This is a genomic window from Rhizomicrobium sp., from assembly GCF_056722145.1.
Window position 1 is genome coordinate 1 of sequence record NZ_JBWZET010000343.1, and the last position, 20,007, is coordinate 20,007.

The 20,007-nt window shown below is 64.5% G+C and carries 22 protein-coding genes; 13 read left to right on the plus strand and 9 right to left on the minus strand.

From position 1 onward, the window contains the following. The 5 genes from AC1P6P_RS18190 to AC1P6P_RS18210 form a co-directional block, all read right to left on the minus strand. The coding region (locus AC1P6P_RS18190; RefSeq protein WP_481403860.1) for a hypothetical protein at positions 1 to 701 on the minus strand (701 nt) is incomplete at its 3' end. A 150-nt stretch (positions 702 to 851) separates the two neighbouring features. Further along, complete coding sequence (locus AC1P6P_RS18195) at positions 852 to 1,055, minus strand: hypothetical protein (RefSeq protein ID WP_481403861.1); 204 nt, start codon at positions 1,053 to 1,055, stop codon at positions 852 to 854. A 46-nt stretch (positions 1,056 to 1,101) separates the two neighbouring features. Next, positions 1,102 to 1,941, minus strand: coding sequence for a 4-(cytidine 5'-diphospho)-2-C-methyl-D-erythritol kinase (locus AC1P6P_RS18200; RefSeq protein ID WP_481403862.1), 840 nt, complete (start codon positions 1,939 to 1,941; stop codon positions 1,102 to 1,104). Beyond that, on the minus strand, positions 1,941 to 3,620 hold the full coding sequence (locus AC1P6P_RS18205; protein WP_481403863.1) for a tetratricopeptide repeat protein: 1,680 nt from the start codon (positions 3,618 to 3,620) through the stop codon (positions 1,941 to 1,943). The genes AC1P6P_RS18200 and AC1P6P_RS18205 overlap by 1 nt, the downstream gene beginning before the upstream one ends. 9 nt (positions 3,621 to 3,629) lie before the next feature. Next, positions 3,630 to 5,279, minus strand: a complete 1,650-nt coding sequence (locus AC1P6P_RS18210; protein ID WP_481403864.1) for an electron transfer flavoprotein-ubiquinone oxidoreductase — start codon at positions 5,277 to 5,279, stop codon at positions 3,630 to 3,632. Between the two features lie 97 nt (positions 5,280 to 5,376). On the opposite strand from AC1P6P_RS18210, the gene AC1P6P_RS18215 reads away from it, so the two are divergent. The 4 genes from AC1P6P_RS18215 to AC1P6P_RS18230 are packed head-to-tail and all read left to right on the plus strand — an operon-like array spanning position 5,377 to position 9,293. After that, entirely contained in the window at positions 5,377 to 6,231 is an 855-nt protein-coding gene (locus AC1P6P_RS18215) for a uracil-DNA glycosylase (RefSeq protein WP_481403865.1), read from the plus strand. A 24-nt stretch (positions 6,232 to 6,255) separates the two neighbouring features. Continuing rightward, the gene (locus tag AC1P6P_RS18220) at positions 6,256 to 8,076 is read left to right on the plus strand and encodes a lytic transglycosylase domain-containing protein (RefSeq protein WP_481403866.1); all 1,821 of its coding nucleotides are present in this window, start codon (positions 6,256 to 6,258) and stop codon (positions 8,074 to 8,076) included. A 34-nt stretch (positions 8,077 to 8,110) separates the two neighbouring features. Continuing rightward, entirely contained in the window at positions 8,111 to 8,593 is a 483-nt protein-coding gene (moaB, locus tag AC1P6P_RS18225) for a molybdenum cofactor biosynthesis protein B (protein WP_481403881.1), read from the plus strand. Positions 8,594 to 8,648: 55 nt separating this feature from the next. Then, on the plus strand, positions 8,649 to 9,293 hold the full coding sequence (locus AC1P6P_RS18230) for a MarC family protein (protein ID WP_481403867.1): 645 nt from the start codon (positions 8,649 to 8,651) through the stop codon (positions 9,291 to 9,293). Between the two features lie 385 nt (positions 9,294 to 9,678). Here AC1P6P_RS18230 and AC1P6P_RS18235 read toward each other — a convergent pair whose 3' ends face one another. Both AC1P6P_RS18235 and AC1P6P_RS18240 read right to left on the minus strand, forming a co-directional pair. Further along, positions 9,679 to 9,966, minus strand: coding sequence for a type II toxin-antitoxin system ParD family antitoxin (locus AC1P6P_RS18235; protein WP_481403868.1), 288 nt, complete (start codon positions 9,964 to 9,966; stop codon positions 9,679 to 9,681). A gap of 65 nt (positions 9,967 to 10,031) precedes the next feature. Beyond that, a complete protein-coding gene (locus tag AC1P6P_RS18240) occupies positions 10,032 to 11,381 on the minus strand; it encodes a serine hydrolase (RefSeq protein WP_481403869.1) in 1,350 nt (449 codons plus the stop codon). 204 nt (positions 11,382 to 11,585) lie between these two features. Between AC1P6P_RS18240 and AC1P6P_RS18245 the strand changes: the two genes are divergently transcribed. Continuing rightward, positions 11,586 to 11,747 carry a hypothetical protein gene (locus AC1P6P_RS18245; RefSeq protein ID WP_481403870.1) on the plus strand — a complete coding sequence of 54 codons (162 nt, stop codon included), beginning with the start codon at positions 11,586 to 11,588 and terminating at the stop codon, positions 11,745 to 11,747. Here the strand turns inward: AC1P6P_RS18245 and AC1P6P_RS18250 are convergent. Next, complete coding sequence (locus AC1P6P_RS18250; protein WP_481403871.1) at positions 11,744 to 12,376, minus strand: glycosyltransferase; 633 nt, start codon at positions 12,374 to 12,376, stop codon at positions 11,744 to 11,746. The two genes, AC1P6P_RS18245 and AC1P6P_RS18250, sit on opposite strands and share 4 nt — an antisense overlap. Positions 12,377 to 12,535: 159 nt before the next feature. Here AC1P6P_RS18250 and AC1P6P_RS18255 point away from each other — a divergent pair, with 159 nt between their 5' ends. Together AC1P6P_RS18255 and AC1P6P_RS18260 are read left to right on the plus strand one after the other, a co-directional pair. Next, entirely contained in the window at positions 12,536 to 13,630 is a 1,095-nt protein-coding gene (locus AC1P6P_RS18255; RefSeq protein WP_481403872.1) for a PA0069 family radical SAM protein, read from the plus strand. 69 nt (positions 13,631 to 13,699) lie between these two features. Further along, the gene (locus tag AC1P6P_RS18260) at positions 13,700 to 14,431 is read left to right on the plus strand and encodes an SDR family NAD(P)-dependent oxidoreductase (RefSeq protein ID WP_481403873.1); all 732 of its coding nucleotides are present in this window, start codon (positions 13,700 to 13,702) and stop codon (positions 14,429 to 14,431) included. 48 nt (positions 14,432 to 14,479) lie between these two features. Here AC1P6P_RS18260 and AC1P6P_RS18265 read toward each other — a convergent pair whose 3' ends face one another. After that, positions 14,480 to 16,213, minus strand: coding sequence for a tetratricopeptide repeat protein (locus AC1P6P_RS18265; RefSeq protein WP_481403874.1), 1,734 nt, complete (start codon positions 16,211 to 16,213; stop codon positions 14,480 to 14,482). 165 nt (positions 16,214 to 16,378) lie between these two features. Between AC1P6P_RS18265 and AC1P6P_RS18270 the strand changes: the two genes are divergently transcribed. The 6 genes from AC1P6P_RS18270 (at position 16,379) to AC1P6P_RS18295 (ending at position 19,788) form a co-directional block, all read left to right on the plus strand. Further along, the gene (locus AC1P6P_RS18270) at positions 16,379 to 16,921 is read left to right on the plus strand and encodes a biotin transporter BioY (protein WP_481403875.1); all 543 of its coding nucleotides are present in this window, start codon (positions 16,379 to 16,381) and stop codon (positions 16,919 to 16,921) included. Between the two features lie 440 nt (positions 16,922 to 17,361). Further along, positions 17,362 to 17,751, plus strand: a complete 390-nt coding sequence (locus tag AC1P6P_RS18275) for a DUF6249 domain-containing protein (RefSeq protein ID WP_481403876.1) — start codon at positions 17,362 to 17,364, stop codon at positions 17,749 to 17,751. A gap of 18 nt (positions 17,752 to 17,769) precedes the next feature. Beyond that, positions 17,770 to 18,318, plus strand: a complete 549-nt coding sequence (locus tag AC1P6P_RS18280) for an RNA polymerase sigma factor (RefSeq protein ID WP_481403877.1) — start codon at positions 17,770 to 17,772, stop codon at positions 18,316 to 18,318. After that, positions 18,315 to 18,617, plus strand: a complete 303-nt coding sequence (locus AC1P6P_RS18285; RefSeq protein WP_481403878.1) for a hypothetical protein — start codon at positions 18,315 to 18,317, stop codon at positions 18,615 to 18,617. Before AC1P6P_RS18280 ends, AC1P6P_RS18285 begins: the two co-directional genes overlap by 4 nt. A 16-nt stretch (positions 18,618 to 18,633) precedes the next feature. Beyond that, positions 18,634 to 19,110 carry a methyltransferase family protein gene (locus AC1P6P_RS18290; protein WP_481403879.1) on the plus strand — a complete coding sequence of 159 codons (477 nt, stop codon included), beginning with the start codon at positions 18,634 to 18,636 and terminating at the stop codon, positions 19,108 to 19,110. Positions 19,111 to 19,179: 69 nt separating this feature from the next. Then, the gene (locus AC1P6P_RS18295) at positions 19,180 to 19,788 is read left to right on the plus strand and encodes a ribonuclease HII (RefSeq protein ID WP_481403880.1); all 609 of its coding nucleotides are present in this window, start codon (positions 19,180 to 19,182) and stop codon (positions 19,786 to 19,788) included. The last annotated feature ends 219 nt before the right edge of the window (positions 19,789 to 20,007 follow it).

Consider the following 20,007-nt stretch of genomic DNA (forward strand, 5'->3'; position numbering starts at 1 on the left):
GCGAAAGCGACAGCCGCCGTGCACAATTCGGGATCGCTCGCCAGCCCGACATGCTTGAGAATATTGCCGACGAGTTCGACCGGGCTCAGCTGCAGGGTGCGGTAATCGGTCATGAACACGGTCTCGGGCGCCGTCAGGGCATAGGCGATCCAGCCGGCGTAGAAATTCACGTACCACGGCGCCAGCACGTCGATGATGAAATCCGCCTTGGCGTTGCTGGACAGCGCGCGGAAATTCGGTGGAATATGGCAGTTGAGGCCGTCGTGCAGGGAATGGTCGTCGCTCTCCAGCATGTCCCAATAGGAGGCGAGCATGTCCGGAATGCTCCGCAGCATGACGACCGGCTTGATGCCGAACGCCGCCATCAGGTGCAGATTGGCGGGCAGCGCCAGCATGTGCACATGGGTGACCAGCGTCTTGTCGGTGAGGTCGCCCTCGAAATAGCGCACCAGCGTCGGCAGATAGGGCGTCGCATCACGTCCGGCCTGGGCGTGGACGATGCGCACGAGCTGGCCGTCGCAGGCCTTGATCAGGGCGGTGCGCAGGAAGGTGCCGGCCGCCTTGGGCGGAAACGCCAGCACGATCGCTTTGCGCTGGGCGCCGAGCTGCCGGAAAATCTGTTGCTGCGCCGGCGCGAAACGCCCATCGGGATCGGGGGGCGTGTAGACGGCTTCATTGATTTCTTCGTGAGTGGATTGCACCGGGGGCTCCGTTGAGCGCTACCGCCCAAATACGCCCCCGCGCACGAAGTATTTTGCCGCACACGGATTTCGGAAACAATCGTTGTGGCTACGGATGCCGTTACTTCGGCGTCATAATGCGCGTCCTTCGCGCATCATCCGCGCAAATACCTATCGTGGCGCGACGCCGAGAAGTTGTTCCGGCGTTTCATGCACGGCCAGGCCGTCCTGCCCGCTCGAGGCGAGAAAACTGATCGCGGTCGATTCGACGCCGCGCACCATGTAGCGGACCGTATCGAGGTTGACGAGCATCTGCGCCGAGAAACTCGGATCAACGCCTTCTTCGTATTCGGTGCATCGGACCCACGTCGCCATGCCGGCCTCCCTGTCAAGCGGCGGCACATTAGGCGAGGCCCGTTTATCAGTCGTCAACGCCGGGCGTGACGAAGGTCGCAACGGCCCACCACGCCGGATGGGCGGCGCGGATCGCGGCGGCGGCGTGCTCGGCCTGTGTGCCGTTTTCGAACAGTCCGAAACAGGTGGCACCGCTGCCCGACATACGCGCCAGCAGGGCGCCTTCGGCGGCGATGAAATCGAGCACTTGGCCGATCACCGGTGCGATGGCACGCGCCGGGGCCTCGAGATCGTTGGCGGTACCCTGTAAATAGGCGACGAGATCGCCGGCGCCCGCAAAACGCGGCGGCAGCGCCAGGCCGACACCGCGTCGCGCTTTCAAGGCCGCGAACACTTTGGCCGTCGGCACGCCGACGCCGGGATTGACCAGCACCATCGCCAAACGCGGCAGCGCCGGCAGTTCGGTGACGAGTTCGCCGCGCCCTTCCATCCATTGCGGCCGGCAGGTGATGCACACCGGCACGTCGGAGCCGAGCGTCGCGCCGATGTCCTGCAACGTCCGCGTGTCGAGCCCGAGGTCCCACAACGCGTTGAGACCGCGCAAGGTCGCCGCGCAATCGGCCGAACCGCCGCCGATGCCGGAAGCGACGGGCAGATTCTTGGTCAGCGTCACCGCGGCGCTCTTGCCGCCCGGCAGCGCTTTGGCGGCGCGCACGATTAGATTGTCGTCACCGGCGGAGAGCCCGGCGCCGAAAGGCCCTTCAATGGTAAGCCCGTCGCCCGCTGCGAAGCCGAGGTCGTCGCCCGCATCGGTGAACGCCACCAGGCTTTGGAGCGCGTGGAAGCCGTCGGCGCGCTTGTCGCCGACATGGAGGAACAAATTGATCTTGGCCGGCGCGCGCGCCATCACTGCTCGGCAGTATGAAGCTTGTTTTCGATCTTGGCCTTGTCGCCCGGCTCCGGCCCGAACGCAAGGGCATGGTTCCACTGGAACGTCGCTTCGAGCTTGCGCCCGACCTTCCAATAGGCATCGCCGAGATGGTCGTTGATGGTGGCATCGCCGGGCACCAGCTGCACCGCATCCTCGAGCGCGTCGACCGCCTCCTGGAAGCGCCCGAGCCGGTAATAGGCCCAGCCGACGCTATCGACGATGTAGCCGTCCTGCGGCGACAGCGTCCGCGCCTTCTCCAGCATGATCAGGGCGTCCTTGACGTTCTTCTGCTGCTCGACCCAGGAATAGCCGAGATAATTGAGCAGCGCCGGCTCGTTCGGGCTGACCGTCATGGCTTCCTTGAGATCGGCTTCCGCCTTCGGCCAGTCCCCGGCTTCCTGTTCGGCGATGGCGCGCGCGTAGAGCAGCGGCCAGCTCTTCTTCGACGGCGCCTGCGCGGCCGCCAGCGCGTGGTCATAGGCCTTGACCGCATCGCCATAGCGCTTGGCGGCACGATAGGCATCGCCCAGCGCCCTCCAGGTTTCGAGATCGGACGGATACTGCGCCGTCAGGCTTTGCAGGGTCGCGATCGCTTCGCTGCCGCGGTCCAGGCGCGCCAGATCGACCGCCCCGGCCACCGAGGCAAGGCGATAGAACGGCGACGACGGCGTCACCGACTTGTAGACCGCGATGGCGTCGTCGAACTTGCCCAGCGTCTCGCAGCGGTTGGCGAGCAGGATGGTGGCGAGGTCGAGCTTGGGATTGAGATGCAGCGCCAGGCGCAGGTACAGCACCGAGACGTCGCGGTTGGTTTCGTCGTTCAGCGACGAGGCGATCCCGAACAGCGCTTCGGCGGCGGCGTCTTCGGCGCGCGGCGCGAAGGCGTCGGGCTTGGTCCCGGCGGCGATGCGGGCCAGACCCGGAGCGGTCACGATCGAATAGCCGCTCTCCTGCGCCGAGCGTTCGTACAGCGTTTTCGCTTCGGCGGCGCGCCCCGATCGTTCGAGGAATTTGCCGTAGGCTTCCACCACGCGCGGCGTCGGGCCGGCAGCTTCGATGGAGGCGAGATAGGCGGTATTGGCGCCGGCTTGGTCACCCAAAAGTTCGGCCAGCATCGCCTCGTTAAAATAGGCGAGCCCGTCGGCGCTGTGCTGGGCGTGCAGGAGCTTGAAGTCGGCCTTGGCGGCATCGGCGTCGCCGGCTCCGGCAGCGGCCCAGCCATCGACCAGCGCGACGGTGAACGAGGTGAACGGCCCCTTCGCCGATTTGGCGATCTCGGCACGGGCGCGGCGGTAATCGTGCTTCTTCATCGCCACGACGGCGAGCGTCAGGCGGGCGGCACGATCATCGGGCGTGACGGCAGCGAGCCGTTCGGCAAATTTAGCGGCATCGTCCATCTCGCCGGCGCTGGCGGCATAGAAAAACGCGAAGGTGAGCAGCGTCTCATTGTCGGGATCGCGCGCCAAGCTGGCTTTGTAGAGCTTGGCGGCCTCACCGTAGTCGTGATTGCCGGCGGCGAACCGGGCCGACAAATAGTTGCCGAGGCCGGCGGCGACGCGATCCGAGTCATCGATTTTGGTGGTGGTCTTGGCTTCGGCGGTCACGGCGACGGATGACAGAAGCGCCAGCGCGGCAATCAGACGAAAGATACGCAAACCTGTCTCCTACATATTCGAATATCGCGGACCACCGCCGCCTTCGGGCGTGGTCCAGACGATGTTGTGCGATGGGTCCTTGATGTCGCAAGTCTTGCAATGGACGCAGTTGGCGGCGTTGATCTGAAACCGCTTTCCGTCCGCCGCGTCGACGACCTCGTAGACCCCCGCCGGACAGTAACGCTGCGCCGGCTCGTCATATTTAGGCAAATTCACGCTTACGGGAAGTGAAGGATCGGTGAGCCGGAGGTGAACGGGCTGATCTTCCTCGTGATTGGTGCCGGAAAGGTACAGACTCGATAGCCGGTCGAAGGTGATGACCCCGTCGGGTTTGGGATAGGCGATCGGTTGCGAATCCTTCGCGAAAGCCAGGGTGTCGGCGTCAATCGGGCCGTGTTTCAGGGTGCCGAAGGGGCTGACGCCGAGCAGATGCCCCGCCCACATGTCGAGACCGCCCAGGCCGACGCCCGGAATGGTGCCAAAGCGCGACCACAGCGGTTTCACGTTTCGCACCAGCCTTAACTCATGGTAAACGGCGCTCCGCTTCCAAGCCGCCTCATAGCTCTCCAGGCGGACGCCGTTCTGGCCGGCCTGAATGGCTTCAAACGCCGCATCCGCCGCCAGCATGCCGGTCGCCATGGCATTATGGGTGCCTTTGATGCGCGGCACATTCATGAAACCGGCACTGTCGCCGATCAGGGCGGCCCCGGGCACGGTCAGCTGCGGCACCGACTGGAACCCGCCCTCGCTGACGGCCCGCGCGCCATAACCGACCCGCTTGCCGCCTTCCAGCATCGGCCGGATCAGCGGATGGGTCTTGAAGCGCTGGAATTCCTCGAACGGCGACAGGTAGGGGTTCCTGTAGTCGAGGTGGATCACCATGCCGATGGCGCAATAGCGATCGCCCCAGTGATAGACAAACGAACCGCCACCGGTGCGGTTGTCGAGCGGCCAGCCCATGGTGTGCAGGACGAGCCCGCGGCGGTGCTTGGCCGGATTGATCTCCCACAGCTCCTTGAGACCGATGCCGTACTTCTGCGGCGCCGTGGTCAGCCCCATCTGATCGATCAGCACCTTCGACAGCGAGCCGCGCGCGCCTTCGGCCAGCAGCGTGTATTTGGCGTACAGCTCCATGCCGGGCTCGTAGGAGGGCTTGGGTTCGCCGTGTTTATCGCGGCCGAGTTCGCCGGTGACGACGCCGACGACCTTGCCCTCTTCGATCAGCAGCTTCGCCGCCGGAAAGCCGGCGTAGATTTCGACGCCGAGCGCTTCGGCCTCGCGCCCCAGCCAGCGGCAGAGATTGGAGAGGCTTCCGATCTCCATGCCGTGATTGCTCATGAACGGCGGCATCAGGAAATTGGGCAGGCGGAAGGCACGGGTCCGGCTCAGGACGTGGAATTCATCCTCGGTGACCGGCGTATCGAGCGGTGCGCCTTTCTGACGCCAGTCGGGAATGAGCTGATTCAGCGCGACCGGATCGAGCACCGCACCGGACAGGATGTGCGCCCCGATCTCGGCGCCTTTCTCCAGCACCAGCACGCTGATGTCGGTTGCGGCCGCTTTGGCGCGCTGCTTGAGGCGGATTGCCGCCGCCAAGCCTGCCGGGCCGCCACCCACGATGACGACGTCATATTCGGTTCTGTCGGCTTGCTCGCTCATGTCGCGGTCCGTGCCCCACAGCTTTATGGGGCGATCTTGGCGCCCTGGTCAACCAAACGGGGTCGCGCGATGGGTTTCCGTCCCGTATGCTGGCGCCATGTCCGATCCGGTCAAAGACAATTCCCTGGCGGCACTTGCGTGGCTGGTTGAGTCCGGCGGCGACGAGGCGATCGGCGACGTCCCGGTCAACCGGCTGGTGGCCAAGCCTGCCGCGCCCGCAGCGGCACCGGTGATCGACACCCCGCGCCCGGCGCCGCGTCCATCCGCCAGCTTTGCCGCGCCCCGCCCGGCACTGCCGCCGGTTTTGGATGCCAAGGAAGCCGACACCATCGGCACCGCCATGGCGCTGGCCGCGGCGGCGACCTCGCTCGCCGAGTTGAAGGCGGCGCTGGAAGGCTTCGACGGCTGCGCGCTGAAGATGAATGCGACGCACACTGTTTTCGCCGACGGCAATGCGGCCTCGCGCATCCTGTTCATCGGCGAAGCGCCGGGCCAGGAGGAAGATCGCCAGGGACTGCCGTTCGTCGGCCGCGCCGGCAAGCTGCTCGACAAAATGATGGCGTCCATTCTGCTCGACCGGTCCACCGCCTACATCACCAACGTGCTCAACTGGCGGCCGCCGCAGAACCGCGATCCGTCGCCGGAAGAAGCGGCGATGTGCCTGCCCTTCCTGCGCCGCCATATCGAGCTGGTGAATCCCGGGATCATCATCCTGCTCGGTGCGGTTGCGGCGCGTCATGTGCTCGGGTTTTCCGAAGGCATCATGAAGCTGCGCGGTCGCTGGCTCGAGTATCGTGTCGGCGATGTAATGATCCCGGTGATGGCAACGCTGCATCCCGCCTATTTGCTGCGCCAGCCGTCACATAAGAAACTCGCCTGGCGCGACCTGCAGGCGGCGGAAAAAAAGATCCAGTCGCTCGGATTGCTTGAGAAGACCGCCTCGGTCCGGTAACACTGCCGCGCCGGAGGGAACCTGATGATCCGCCGTTTTGTTATTGCGTTTGCGCTGCTCCTTGTTGCGTTGCCCGCGGGCGCGCAGAATCCCGTACCGCCTTCGGGCGTGTCGTCGATTCAGCCGTATGTGCTGTCGACGAGCGATGTCGCGCGCTATCGCAGGATCATCGCCGCCGAGCGCGCCGGCAATTTCGCGAACGCCACCACGCTGTTCGCAGCGGTCGACGACAAATCGCTCGCGGGCTATGTCCTGGCCGAGCAGTATCTGTCGCCCAAGGGCAAGCGCGTGCCGGTGAAGACGCTGGTGGCGTGGCTGCAGCAGTACGGCGAGTTGCCGATCGCTCCGCGCATTCACAAGCTGGCGGAACAGCGCGCCACGGTGAAGAAGCGGGTCGGCAAGAAGAAGCACCGCCGCACCATCACCGTGCTGACGACCAAGATTCCCGGACTGCCCGGAGCGCCCCGTCGCGGCGGCGGCTACGAGGATTCCGACCTGCCCAATCCGCCGGTGACCTCCGATGCCGGCCGCGCCATCCTCGAGCAGGTGATGGCCGATATCAAAGCCGACCAGCCCGATCTCGCCTACGCCGCGCTGCAATCGCTGATGACGGCGAATACCGCGCCCGCCAACGACATCGCCGCGCTGTCGCAGCGCATCTGCATGTCGTATCTGGCCGAAGGCTTCGACGACAAGGCATTCGCGCTCGGTGACAGCGCCGCCGCGGTCGGCCGCCAGTTTGCGCCGCAGCTCGATTGGTGCGCCGGCCTTGCCGCCTTCCGGCTGCAGCGCTTCCCCGATGCCGCGGCGCATTTCGAGCAGGTGGCGACGATCGGCGCCATTCCGAGCGGCAATCGCAGCGCCGCCGCGTTCTGGGCAGCGCGGTCTTACATGCGCGCCGGCGACTCCCGTCGCGTCATTACCCTTCTGAGCGTTGCCGCCAAGGAGCAGCCGACGTTTTACGGCCTGCTCGCCGAAAAGCTGCTGGGCGAGGACATCGAAACCGGTTTTTCCGATCCGGTGCTGCTGCCCGGCGATTTCCAGCGCATGATGCTGAACGGTCCGGCCCATCGCGCCGTGGCGTTGTGGCAGGTGGCGGAACCGAAATACGGCAACTTCGTCAACACCGAACTCAATCGCGCGTTCGGCATGTCGGGCAAGGACAATCTCGACGTCGCCTATGCCGCGCTGGCCCGCGCGCTCGGCGTTCCCAATCTCGAATTGCGCGCCAGCGAAACCAGCCACGCCCGCGGTTACACCCTGACCGGCCTGTTCCCGATCCCGCCGTACAAGCCGACCGGCGGCTTCACCATCGATCCGTCGCTGGTCTATGCTTTCATCCGCATCGAAACGCGCTTCCAGCCCAATGCGGTATCGCCGGTCGGCGCCATGGGGCTGATGCAGATCATGCCGGGAACTGCGCGCCTGCTCGGCGGATCGAGTTCCGAAGACGAATTGCTCGACGCCGAATACAATATGACGCTCGGCCAGCGCTACATCGCGCGGATGCTGAACAAGTATAACTTCTCCATCGTGCAGACCGCTGCCGCCTACAACGCCGGACCGGGCAAGGTCACCGCCTGGACCGCGGCGCGCATCGGCAAGGAAGACGACTCGTTGATGTTCATCGAGTCGATGCGCGCGCCCGAAACGCGTTCGTATGTGAAGCGGCTGCTGACCTATTACTGGATGTATCATCGCCGCAACGACAAGCCGGCGCCGAGCCTGGACGATACGGCCCGCGGCGGATGGCCGATCTATCAGCCGCCGCAGCAGTCCGCGCCGCCGCCTCCGCCGCCCACCGACGAGGATGACGACGACGATGGCGACGACACCACGTCTTGACGAGACCAAAGCGTTCGTGCCGGTCCGCATCGCAGTGCTGACTGTTTCAGACACGCGCACCCTCGCCGACGACAAATCCGGCGACACGCTGGTGGCGCGCCTCAGCGAAGCCGGCCACGACCTCGCCGCCCGCGCCCTGGTGCGGGACGACAAGGCCGCCATCGCCGCGCAGGTGCGGGCCTGGATCGCCGATCCCTCGATCGATGTCGTCATTTCCACCGGCGGCACCGGGCTGACCGGTCGTGACGTCACCGTGGAAGCGCTGCGCCCGCTGTTCGACAAGGAGGTGGAAGGCTTTTCGGCGATCTTCCATCAGATCAGCTACGGCACCGTCGGCACCTCGACGATGCAATCGCGCGCCACCGCAGGTGTCGCCGCCGGCACCTACATCTTCGCCCTGCCCGGCTCCCCCGGCGCCGTGAAAGACGGCTGGGACGGAATTCTGAAGTGGCAACTCGACAACCGCCACCGCCCCTGCAACCTGGTCGAGATCATGCCGCGGCTGCTGGAGAAATAGCGCGATTTCGCGCCACTGCGCCTAGACTGCCGGCGCCGCAGAGAGAGTCCCCGAAATGCATTTTCCCGCCGTGTTGTGGCCGGTCGGCCTTTGGCCAGCCTTCGTGATGCTGTTCGTGACCATCAGTCCAATCGACGGCGCCGCGATCTTTTCGACCCTTACCTCCGACCAGTCGAAGAAAGAGCGCGCCCGCACGGCGCTGCGCACCGTCGTGATTGCCGGTGCGATGCTGCTGATCTTCGCGTTTGGCGGCAGCGCCCTGTTGGCGGTACTCAACGTGTCGCTGCCGGCATTCCAGGTGGCGGGCGGCATCCTGTTGTTCACCCAGGCCCTCAGCCTGATGTTCGCCAGTCCCGGCATGTCGTCGATCAATGAGCACGAACAGGCCGAAGCCGCCCAGCGCCGCGACCTCGCCGTGTTTCCGCTGGCGTTTCCGCTGTTCGCCGGTCCGGGCAGCTTTTCCGCGACGGTGCTGTTGATGGGCCGCGCCACCACCTGGGTCGAACGCTGCGAAATCGTCGCCGTGGTGATCGTCTGCCTTCTGATTACCTATCTGGCGATGCGCCTGTCCGATCCGCTGATGCGCCTGTTGGGCCGCACCGGCTCCGACGTGATCGGCCGCATTTCCGGCGTCCTCCTCGCTGCGCTGGCGGTGCAATTCGTCTTCGACGGCATCCGCAGTTCGGGACTTCTGGGGTAAGTTCACACCGTCGGAATGTGACGCACGAGATCCATCTGATCGTGAAGGATACGGAGGATTTCCAGCACAACCTCCGTGCCGGGCCGAATCCGGAACACGATCAAATGCCGTCCATGCCGTGCCACATGCAACGTCAACAAACCGCTCATAATGTCCGGACGCTTTTGACGCCGACGATATCCGGACCAGCCTCGAGTTCTCGCAAGGCCGCGAAGATCACCTTGCGATAGGCTTCCGCTTGAGCGGCACCGAATGTTCGTCGGTCCACCAAACGACCTCGGATAAGTCTTCGTTTGCCCGCGGTGCCAATTCGGGACGCCACCGGATGGCCGCCATTTGCCGCTCGTCGCCCCGGCTTCGACAACGATGTTACCTGCAATAAGCTCTACTTAAGCTTGTGGTCCAACGCCGCAGCAGTTGTTTCGCGTAAGTACTTCTCCATTGCGTCGAACGATTCGAATGGGATGCCACGTCCCGCCTCGATATCGTCGATGCCGAGTTGAACTGCGGCCCGCAGGGCCTTCAGCTTGGCGGCGTTTTCGGCTTCCTGCTGTTCGATCAGGCGCAGTCCTTCGCGCATCACTTCGCTGGCGTTCTGGTAGCGGCCCGACGACACCATCTTCTCGACGAATTTCGCCTGCCTGTCGGTCAAAACCACATTGCGCGTCGGCATCGCACGGCTCCCGGATTGCATTGGCATAATATGCCAATCGGGCACGCCTGTCCATGTTGGGCTGGTCAGGGCTTGACCCGCGTCGCCGGCGTGTCCTGGCCGCCCATGTGGAGGATGGCCTTGGTCGGCTTGCCGTTGGCATCCGCTTCGAACGTCACCGTCGCATCGACCACCTTGGCGAAAAATTCGCGTTCCGACGTCGGAAACAGTTCGATCTTCGGCTGGCCGGTGCCTTGCCCGAAAAAGCCCTCGCCTTCATGGGTGAAAACCAGGCTGAACTGCGGCGTCACCTGATAGGTGCCGGCCAACACGTCGAAGACCTTGGCATCGACCTTCACCGCCTGGCGTTCGTCCGGCAACATCACCGGCAGTCCCACGGCCGCCTTCAGCAGATTTTCGGACAGCGCGTCGGGCGCGCCGCTGTTGATATTGGCGAGCACGATAACGACCACCTTGTCGTTGGGAAGATAGTGGCCGGCGGAATTGAATCCATCGATGCTGCCGGGATGCGCGATATCGCTGTGGCCGCCGACATCGCGGATCCAGAACCCGAAGCCGTATTGGCCGAGGCCGGGCGTCGTCATCTGTTTGAGCGAAGCGGGCTTCAGCACCTTGCCGCCGAACAAGGCCTGGTCCCACAGCAACAGGTCATGCGTGGTCGAATACAGCGCGCCGGCGGCATAGGGCACCGTCATGTCGGTATAGCCCGCCTGACTGACGCCATCGCGGCTCGGGATATAGCCCGCGGCGTGGCGCGCAATCACCAGCGCGTTCGAATCATAGCCGCTGTCCTTCATGCCGAGCGGCTTGAACAAATTGTCGGCGAGGAACTGCTGATAGGAGACGCCGCTCGCCTTTTCGATCACCAGGCCGAGCAAGGCATAGCCCGAATTCGAATAGGCCCACTTGCTGCCCGGCGCGAACTCCAGCGGCTTGTCCTTGTACCAGCCAAGCTGTGCCTGCGGCGTCACTGGATTGCGCGTGCGATCGCCGTGTTCGGGGAAATTGGTGAAACTTGGAATGCCGGAGGTGTGGTTGAGCAGATTGCGGATCGTGATCTTGTCCCACGCCGCCGGTGCCTCCGGGATGAACTTCCTGACCGGATCGTCGACGTTGAGCTTGCCGCGCTCCTGCAACAGGAGAATGGCCGCCGCCGTGAACTGCTTGGTCATCGAGCCGATGCGGAATTTGGTGTCGGGCGCGTTCGGTACCTGCCATTCGACGCTGGCGAAGCCATAGCCCTTGTCGAGCAGCACCTGCCCGTTCTTCCACACCAGGACCGACCCCATGAATGGGCCGCTTTTGGCGTAGGCCTGGGCGATTTCGTCCATCCGCGCGGTATCGGCCAGCGCCGGCAGGGCCGCCAGCACGACGACCGGCACGAATTTCAGAATGTGTTTGGTAAACGTCAGCATACGACCCTCCCGCAGCGAATATGCCCGTATAGAGTGCGCCTCTTCGCGCCGACGAATGTTGCATCGCCTGGGCTGCAGACTGCGCAGTGCATGTGCTGAAACTAGTGCCGAACCCGAATTCGTCGCGATGTTACCACCGCCGCAGCGGAACCGTCGGCGAACTCGCTCGTTTCCCGGCTACCATCAAAAGAGAAGGAGACGGGCATGCGCATTCGGACGGCGGCTGTGGCGCTCAGTGTAGCCATCGCGTTCGCAGGATCGGCTTGGGCCTGCGGCGCCGACAAGTCCACCAAGGTCGACACCAAGCAGCAGACGGCGACCGCCCAGCCGGTCAAGCACGACAGCTCCAAGAAGACCGGCGGCTAAATCCGCTCGACGCTGACGTCACCGTGCCCGGATGCCACGCCGGGCGCGAGGGTCGGTGTGCGCTTGTTGATGGCACGCGGGCGCAGCATCACCATCCGGCGAGCGCCGATGCGAGCGACGAGATCGACGTCCTCACGCCTGACCTCGCGATAGCCGCCAAGCTGCTTGTACAGCCGCTTCGGGATCAGCAGACCTTGGTTGCCGTGCGGCCGCTTGAACAGCGCGCAGCGCATCGCCGCCAACGCTTCCCCGCGCCGCGCCGCCGCGTCGAACTCGTCGACACCAAAGCGGAACGCCGCCGCGCGCGGATACTCCAGCGGGGAATGGGTGATGAAATTGTCCGCTTCCACTTCCCAGCCCGGCTCCAGCGCGGTTTCGGGATGGAGGAACAGCAGCCAGTCGCTGCGCGCCGCCTCGGCCCCAGCAATGAGTTGGCTGGCGCGCGAGCGGGCGCCTTTCTTGATCCGCGCCCCGGCCGCATCGGCAATGAGAAGGGTATCGTCGCTCGAGCCGCCATCGGCCACGATGACCTCACGCACGACGCCGTGGACCGTCGCCACGATCAGGCTGTCGAAGCAGCGCGGCAGGGTCAGCTGGGCATTCAGGGTCGGGACAATGACAGAAATCATGCCGCCACTATGCCGGAGCCCGCCTGCCTTAGGAATAAGAATTCTGTCGCATTCTTAAGCAGAACAGGATGTTGCTTATGTTTAAGGCGGTCAAAAACAAAACCGACGCCGAAAGCGTTTGTACTTGCTTTGTTCTCTGCGACAAGCTATACCAGTCCCATGACGACAGTGCTGAACAAAACGGCCGACCCGCGGGCGTTGCGGGGGCGGGGTGCGGTTTCCAACGCCTCGGGGCGCTATGAGCGCCACGCCCGGGTGCTGATCGACGATGGCTGGGACGAACCGAAGGGTGAAGACGCCCTGCCGCCGCTGAAGACCGAGATCATCATCGACGCGACGCGGACCATCATCACCCGCAACCAGTCGCCCGACATTTCGTTCGACCGTTCCATCAACCCCTATCGCGGCTGCGAGCATGGCTGCATCTATTGTTTCGCGCGGCCGACCCACGCCTATCTCGGCATGTCGCCGGGGGCCGATTTCGAGAGCCGGCTGTTCGTCAAGCCCAACGCCGCCGAGCTGCTGGCCAAGGAATTGTCGGCGCCGGGCTACACGCCGAAAACCATCGCCATCGGCACCAACACCGATCCCTATCAGCCGATCGAGAAGAAGCTGAAGATCATGCGCAGCGTGCTGGAAGTGCTGCGCGCCTTCCGCCATCCGGTCGGCATTGTCACCAAATCGGCGCTGGTCGCGCGTGACATCGACATTCTCGGGCCGATGGCCGAGATGGGCTTGGCGCGGGTGGCGCTGTCGGTGACGACCCTCGACCGCAAGCTGGCCCGGGCGATGGAGCCGCGCGCCGCCACCCCGCCGCGCCGGCTGGAGGCGATCCGCGCCTTGTCCGATGCCGGGATTCCGACCGCGGTGATGTTCGCGCCGATCATCCCGGCCCTCAACGACGGCGAGATGGAAGCCGTGCTCGCAGCGGCCAAGGAAGCCGGCGCCCGCTCGGCCGGATACGTGCTGCTGCGCCTGCCGCTCGAGATCAAGGATTTGTTCCGCGAGTGGCTGGAAGCGAACCGCCCCGATGCCGCCAAGCACGTCATCAGCCTGATCCGCCAGATGCGCGGCGGCAAGGATTACGACGCCGAATGGACCCAGCGCCAGCGCGGCACCGGCCCCTATGCACAGATGCTGGCGCACCGCTTCCGCATGGCGACGCGCCGCCTCCGCCTTGATCAGCACACGGAGCTTCGCACCGATCTGTTCCAGCGTCCGCCGAAGGCTGGCGACCAGCTCGCGCTGTTTTGAGCCGCAAGCGGCCCCTTCCCGCTCGCCCCCGAATGCGTTAGCACGGTGACCGCATCGGGAGGAACGGATATGGCGGATTTGACGGGAAAATGGGCACTGGTCACCGGTGCCAGCCGCGGCGTCGGCAAGCTGGTGGCAGGCGGGCTGGCCGGGCTCGGCTGCAATGTCGTGCTGCACAGCCGCGACCTCGCTCATACCCAGGCGGTGGCGGCGGAAATTGCGGCGTTCGGTGTCAAGACCGCGGCGGTAGCGGGCGAACTCGTCGATTCCGAGCAGGTCGACGCGCTGCTCGATGCGGCGCTCGAACAGGCCGGCGCGATTGACATCGTCTACAACAACGCCGCTATCCAGACGCCGTGGCGCGACAATCCGTGGGACGTGCCGCTCGAGGATTACCGCGCCAGTTTCGAGATCAACGTCATCGCCCTCGTCCGCATCTGCTACCGGCTGATGCCGCCGATGCTGGCACGCGGCTGGGGCCGGGTCGTCAATGTCACCTCGGGCATCGTCGATCAGCCCAATCTCGCGGCCTATGCGGCGTCGAAGGCGGCGGTCGACAAGTTCGTGCGCGATTTCGTGCCCCATCTCAAGGGCACCGGCGTGGCGATGAATTTGCTCGATCCGGGCTGGCTGCGCACCGACCTTGGCGGCCCTCGGGCGCCGAACGATCCGACGACGGTGCTGCCGGGCGCGCTGGTTCCGGCGCTTCTCGACGACGGCGTCAGCGGCCGCTGGTTCTCGGCGCAGGACTACGCCGGCCTCGCCCTCGCCGACGCGATCTCGAAAGCCGCGAAGGGATAAGCCCCCGCGGCGTCGCCATTGTGCGGCGGCACCGCGAGGTCGCGAACGTTACGCCTGCCGGCCTTCGCCGATGTTGGGATCGAGCAGGCGGGCTTTGTAGATGTCTTCCTCGCCGCCCTTGGTGTCGCCCATCTTCTTTTTCAGCATGCCGCGGTTGTACCACGCCGCCGCGTGCTTGGGATCGAGCTTGACCGCCATGTCGTAATCGGCCAGTGCCTTGGCCAGCTCGCCGAGCGCCTCATACGAAATCGCCCGATTGTAGAAAGCGAGATCGAATTCGGGATCGATGCGGATCGCCGCCGTGAAATCGTCGATGGCTTTGGCGTGATCGCCCATGTCGTCATAGACGTTGCCGCGGACATTGAGTGCGTCGGCCCAGTTGGGCTCAATCTTGAGCGCGGTGTTGCAATCGGCAAGCGCGTTGGTGAAGTCGCGGCGGTTGTAATAGATCTCGCAGCGATTGCGCAGGGCCCAGCGGTAATCCGGCTTCAGCTTCAGCGCCGCGTTGAAATCGGCGAGCGCGAAATCGTTCTGGTTCATGCTGCGATAGGCGACGCCGCGGTCGTTGAAGGCGCTGGGGTGGGTCGGATCGAGCTTGATCGCCTGATCGAAGTCCGAGATGGCGCGCATGTGCTGGCCGGATTCGTCATAGGCGTTGGCGCGGTCGAACCAGGCGTAGAAGTCGGTGGCATCGAGCTTGATCGAGATATCGCAGTCGGCGATGGCCTTGTCGTACTGCTTCTTGCGGTACCAGGTGTTGCAGCGGTTGCGATAGGCGACGGCGTAGTCCTTGTCGAGTTCGATCGCCTTGGTGTAGTCGGCCAGCGCCGGCTCGGTCTTGTCGTTATTGAAATAGATGGTGCCGCGCGCATTGAAGGCATAGGAGCTTTTCGGATCCAGCTTCACCGCCATGTTGCCGTCGGCGAGCGCCGTCTCGAACTGGTCGAGCGATTCATAGGCCATCGCGCGGTAGGCGTAGAAGTTGGAATTCTTGGGATCGAGCGCAATCGCCTGATTGAAGTCCTGGATGCCGCGGGCATGGTCGCCGGAATCGTCATAGACGTTGCCGCGGTCGGCCCATACCCAGGCGAGCTTGGGATTGATCTTGATCGACTGATCGCAATCGGCAAGCGCCTTGGTCCATTCCGATTTCACGTACCAAGCGTGGCAGCGATTGCCCCAGTAGAGCGCATCTTCGGGTTTCAGCTTGATCGCCTGGGTGTAGTCCTCGATCGCCAGATCGGTTTCGCCGAGGCTTTTGTGGGCGACGCCGCGGTCGTTGTAGGCATCGGCCGAAGTCGGATTGATCCGCAGCGCTTCGCTATAATCCTCGACACCCTTCTTGTGATCGCCGCTGTCGTCGTAGGCCGAGGCGCGGAAGAACCAGGCGTCGAAATTGGTCGGCTTCAGGGCGATGGCGCGGTCGCAATCGGCGATCGCCTTCTTGTAGTTTTCCTTCCAGTACCAGGTCTTGCAGCGCTGGGTGAAAAGCAGCGGATCATCGGTCTTGAGGCTGATGGCGCGGTCGAGGTCGGCGATCGCTTCGTCATGGCGATCGAGCTGCGAAAAAGTCTGGGCGCGGTAGTACAGCGCTTCGATCAGATCGGCGTCCTTGGCCTGCCGCACCGCCTCGTTGCAGGGCTTGAGCCCCGGTTCGCCATCGGTCTGCTGGCAGGCGCGCAGCAGCTCGCCCACGCTGGTCGGCTTCGGTTCGGTCGGCGCCGTCGCCAAGGCCGGCATCGCCGCCAGAACGAGTCCGGCCGCTACCACAATCGTCTTCATGACACCCCCCCAGGATTATGCTGGGGTAAGCCTACCGCAAATTGCAGGCGCGTGCTGCGGGGGTGCGTTGCGACCAAATCGGCGGCGGCGTTGAAGGGGCGACCGGGTTGCCTTCGGCGCCGGGATATGGCTTGTCATGGGCCGGACATTTCGGAGATTTGCGCCATGCTGAGCCCTGCCATTCGTCTGCAAAACGGCTCGCTGGCGCTGAAGGCGCTGACCGTACTGGCCGGTACGGGCATCCTGACCGCCTCCTCCTATATCCAGGTTCCGTTCTATCCGGTGCCGATGACCATGCAGACCCTGGCGGTGACGCTGGTCGGCGCCTTCCTCGGCTGGCGGCTGGGCACGGCGACCGTTCTGGCGTGGCTGGCGGCGGCCGCGGCCGGTTTGCCGGTGCTGGCCGGAACCCATATGGCCGGCCCCCTCGTCTTCGTCGGCGCGACCGCCGGCTACCTGATGGCCTTCCCCCTCGCCGCCGCCCTGACCGGCTGGCTGGCCGAGCGCGGCTGGAATGGCAAGCGCCCGCTACTCGCCTTCGCCAGCATGGTGGCCGGCAATGCCCTGTGCCTCGCCCTTGGCGGCACCTGGCTGAGCCTCCTGGTGGGCCCGGAAAAGGCGATCGCCTTGGGCGTCGTGCCGTTTGTGGCCGGCGGCCTGCTCAAATCCGCCCTCGGCGCCGCCCTCCTCAAGGCCGCCAACCGGTAGAAAAGCAAGGATTGCCCCGGCGTCGAAACCTCGGTTCCGCGTCCGAACATTTCACAACCGTTTGAAATAGCTGCACATTTCACCGCTTTGCAGGCTCGCTCTGCGCCTCCGCGTCGCCGCGCGCGACCTAGTCCCCTGAAAATTTGACGTGGCCTGCATCCGTCGGGCGCCCTGGCTGCATCCCGCCTGTGTAACCAAGGTTGGAGGGGCACCCCATGATCAGGCACCGGGACGGACTTTTGATTGCCGTCTGCGCTGTCGTGGGACTGGCGCTCGCCTCCCTCCATGGCCAACATCCCAGCTTCGGGCCGATGGGATGGGCAAGCGCAGGCGGCAGGACCGTGAGCGTCGGCTTCATGGCTCATATGATCGAAATCCAGTTCCGCCGAGTCGTTGCAGTCGTCGGAACCGTCATCACGATCCGCTAAGGGGCAAATGCAATGTTTTACAATTCGCCGACTTCGATCCTTGCCGTCATCTGGGGCGCCATTCTGCTGCTGGTGTTCATCGCGCTGCTGTTCAGCTATCTGAGCCGCCGGTCGAAGTATCGCCTGATCGAGCGCCTGGCCGAGAAGGGTCATCCGCTGACGCCGGAAATGCTGGCCGGGATCACCAACGGCGGCAACAAAGGCGACAAGAATCCGATCAGCTCGGGCATTTTCCTGATGTGCATTGGCGTCGCGCTGGCGGTGTTTTTCTGGGCCATGCAGGGCGGCGGCATGCCCCTGACTGACGGCAACTGGCTCGCCGTGATTGGCATCTTCCCGTTCATGGTAGGGCTGGCCCGCGTGCTCGGCGCCCGTGCCGACCATCGCGACGAAACCAAGTAGCTGGTATGATCACCGTCCATGAGCGAGAGCGAATGGCTGGCGCTGGAAGCGGCCAAGGGGGACCCGGCCGCTTTCGGACATCTGGTGCGCCAGCATCAATCACGGCTACGCGGCTTCCTGATGCGCCTGACCAAAGGGCGCGCAGCCCTGGCCGACGACCTCGCCCAGGACACCTTCCTCGAGGCCTACAAGAAGATCGCGCAGTTCAATTCGGGCAATTTCTTCGGCTGGTTGTGCGCCATCGCCTGGTCGCGGTTCCTGATGGAGGCCCGCAAGCGCAAGCTGGACTCCCTGGAAGCCCTGGCGGAAGCCGGGACGGACTTTTCGGACGATGCGCCCGAACCGGAAAATGCCAGTCTTATCAAGCACGATCTGGAAAGCGCCATGGCCCAGCTCGCGCCCATGCAACGGGCCGCCCTGACGCTCTGTTTTGCTCTCGGCCTGTCCAACGAGGAGGCCGCAAAGGCGTTGAACATTCCCCTCGGAACCCTGAAGTCGCACGTCAACCGCGGACGTGCTAAACTAGAGATCTTGTTAGGGGATTGGCGTAAGGTATCGGTGTCATGAACCTCGACGAAATGCTTTCGCAGCCTCTGCCCGACGTGCCGGATAACGGCTTTTCCGAGCGTGTCATTGCGCGTGTCGAAGGCGAGAGCCGCCTCAAGTCCCTCGCCATTGTGATCGCCGCCATCGCCGGCGTGACGCTGCTGTGCCTGTTGGTGCCGATGCCCGAATTCACTGCTTCGGTCGGCGTCGCCCTGTTGCAGGTTGGCCTGTCGCCGATCGCCTCGCTTGCCGTTGGCGCGTTGGTGCTGACGTTCCTTGTCGATCGTTTGTGGTCCGAGCGCCAGCTTTTGCAATTCTGATATCCGGAGCGCCCGCGTGTCCGCGCCTAAGCCCGATTCCGCAGGCGTTGTCGTTCCACCGCCGGTGGTGTTTGCGCTGTGTCTGTTGGGCGGCACTGTTGCGGCGTGGTTTCTCGGCGGCTCGCTGCATTTCATTCCGGCGCTGTTCCGCTGGCCGGCCGGCATTCTCGTCGCCGTCGCTGGAGGGTTGGTTGCGGCCTGGGGCCTCGACCGCTTCCGCAATGAGGGTGTCACCGTTCGCCCCAACCGCCCGGTGGCGCAACTCATCACCTCGGGTGCCTACCGGCTGACGCGCAACCCGATGTATGTCGGGCTGGTCTCGTTCCTGCTCGGGCTGGGACTGTTCTTGGGCTCGATCCCTATCCTGATAGCGGCGGTGGTGATGTACGTTTATCTCGACCGCTACGTGATCCCGCGCGAAGAAGCCTACCTCCTGCGCACCTTTGGCGACGCCTACCGCGACCTCTGCGAACGCGTGCACCGGTGGTTGTGAGCACATTTCCCTGTGCATGCGTCGCGGGCTCCCGTCCCCAGGGGCGGTGTCCTGCGCTATACAGCCGTGATGCCGAGTTTTTCCCATGAACTGCGCCTGATCGCCCTGCACACCGGGTTGATTTGCGGCGTCGATGAAGCCGGGCGCGGGCCGCTGGCCGGGCCAGTGATCGCGGCAGCGGTGATTTTCGAGAAGGGGCGCTATCCCCGCGGTCTTGACGATTCCAAGAAACTCACCGCCGATGCCCGCGAAGCGCTGTTCGTCAAAATCCACGCCCGAGCCGTTGCGGTCGGCGTCGGCGAGGCCACGGTCGACGAGATCGACCTCGTCAATATCCGCCAGGCGACGCATCTGGCGATGGCCCGCGCGGTTCGGGCGCTGAGCCCGGCGCCGTGTTTCGCTCTGGTCGACGGCAACGACCCGCCGGCCCTGCCCTGCGCCTGCGAGACCCTGGTCGGCGGCGACGGCCTGTCGGTGTCGATCGCGGCGGCGTCCATTATCGCCAAGGTGACCCGCGACCGGATGATGCTGAGCCTGCATGAAACCCACCCCGAATACGGCTGGGATCACAACAAGGGCTACGGCACGCCCGACCACCTGTCTGCACTGAAGACCCACGGCTGCACCCCGCACCACCGCCGCAGCTTCTCGCCGGTCTACAACATCTTGTGTGGCTGACTTAGCCGGACTCAACACTGAGTCTCTCTAAGTCATTGATTCACAAGACTCTTGACGGCGCGAATCACCCGAATCACTGTGCCGGTGTTGCCACTGATTCGGGCGGGATATGTCTCTGAAAATCGAAGCGGCCTTGGACCGCATTATTGAAGGTGATTGCGTCGAACGGATGCGGGAATTGCCCGCCGGCTGCGCCGATCTGGTGTTCGCCGATCCGCC

Bases quoted from the DNA above. Each gene is read 5' to 3' on its own strand.
- AC1P6P_RS18275 (WP_481403876.1), top strand. From the start codon at position 17,362: ATGTTTTACAATTCGCCGACTTCGATCCTTGCCGTCATCTGGGGCGCC.
- AC1P6P_RS18265 (WP_481403874.1), bottom strand. From the start codon at position 16,213: ATGAAGACGATTGTGGTAGCGGCCGGACTCGTTCTGGCGGCGATGCCG.
- AC1P6P_RS18280 (WP_481403877.1), top strand. From the start codon at position 17,770: ATGAGCGAGAGCGAATGGCTGGCGCTGGAAGCGGCCAAGGGGGACCCG.
- AC1P6P_RS18235 (WP_481403868.1), bottom strand. From the start codon at position 9,966: ATGCCGACGCGCAATGTGGTTTTGACCGACAGGCAGGCGAAATTCGTC.
- AC1P6P_RS18195 (WP_481403861.1), bottom strand. From the start codon at position 1,055: ATGGCGACGTGGGTCCGATGCACCGAATACGAAGAAGGCGTTGATCCG.
- AC1P6P_RS18285 (WP_481403878.1), top strand. From the start codon at position 18,315: ATGAACCTCGACGAAATGCTTTCGCAGCCTCTGCCCGACGTGCCGGAT.
- AC1P6P_RS18220 (WP_481403866.1), top strand. From the start codon at position 6,256: ATGATCCGCCGTTTTGTTATTGCGTTTGCGCTGCTCCTTGTTGCGTTG.
- AC1P6P_RS18230 (WP_481403867.1), top strand. From the start codon at position 8,649: ATGCATTTTCCCGCCGTGTTGTGGCCGGTCGGCCTTTGGCCAGCCTTC.
- AC1P6P_RS18295 (WP_481403880.1), top strand. From the start codon at position 19,180: ATGCCGAGTTTTTCCCATGAACTGCGCCTGATCGCCCTGCACACCGGG.
- AC1P6P_RS18245 (WP_481403870.1), top strand. From the start codon at position 11,586: ATGCGCATTCGGACGGCGGCTGTGGCGCTCAGTGTAGCCATCGCGTTC.
- AC1P6P_RS18240 (WP_481403869.1), bottom strand. From the start codon at position 11,381: ATGCTGACGTTTACCAAACACATTCTGAAATTCGTGCCGGTCGTCGTG.
- AC1P6P_RS18260 (WP_481403873.1), top strand. From the start codon at position 13,700: ATGGCGGATTTGACGGGAAAATGGGCACTGGTCACCGGTGCCAGCCGC.
- AC1P6P_RS18210 (WP_481403864.1), bottom strand. From the start codon at position 5,279: ATGAGCGAGCAAGCCGACAGAACCGAATATGACGTCGTCATCGTGGGT.
- AC1P6P_RS18270 (WP_481403875.1), top strand. From the start codon at position 16,379: ATGCTGAGCCCTGCCATTCGTCTGCAAAACGGCTCGCTGGCGCTGAAG.
- AC1P6P_RS18250 (WP_481403871.1), bottom strand. From the start codon at position 12,376: ATGATTTCTGTCATTGTCCCGACCCTGAATGCCCAGCTGACCCTGCCG.
- AC1P6P_RS18200 (WP_481403862.1), bottom strand. From the start codon at position 1,941: ATGGCGCGCGCGCCGGCCAAGATCAATTTGTTCCTCCATGTCGGCGAC.
- AC1P6P_RS18255 (WP_481403872.1), top strand. From the start codon at position 12,536: ATGACGACAGTGCTGAACAAAACGGCCGACCCGCGGGCGTTGCGGGGG.
- AC1P6P_RS18215 (WP_481403865.1), top strand. From the start codon at position 5,377: ATGTCCGATCCGGTCAAAGACAATTCCCTGGCGGCACTTGCGTGGCTG.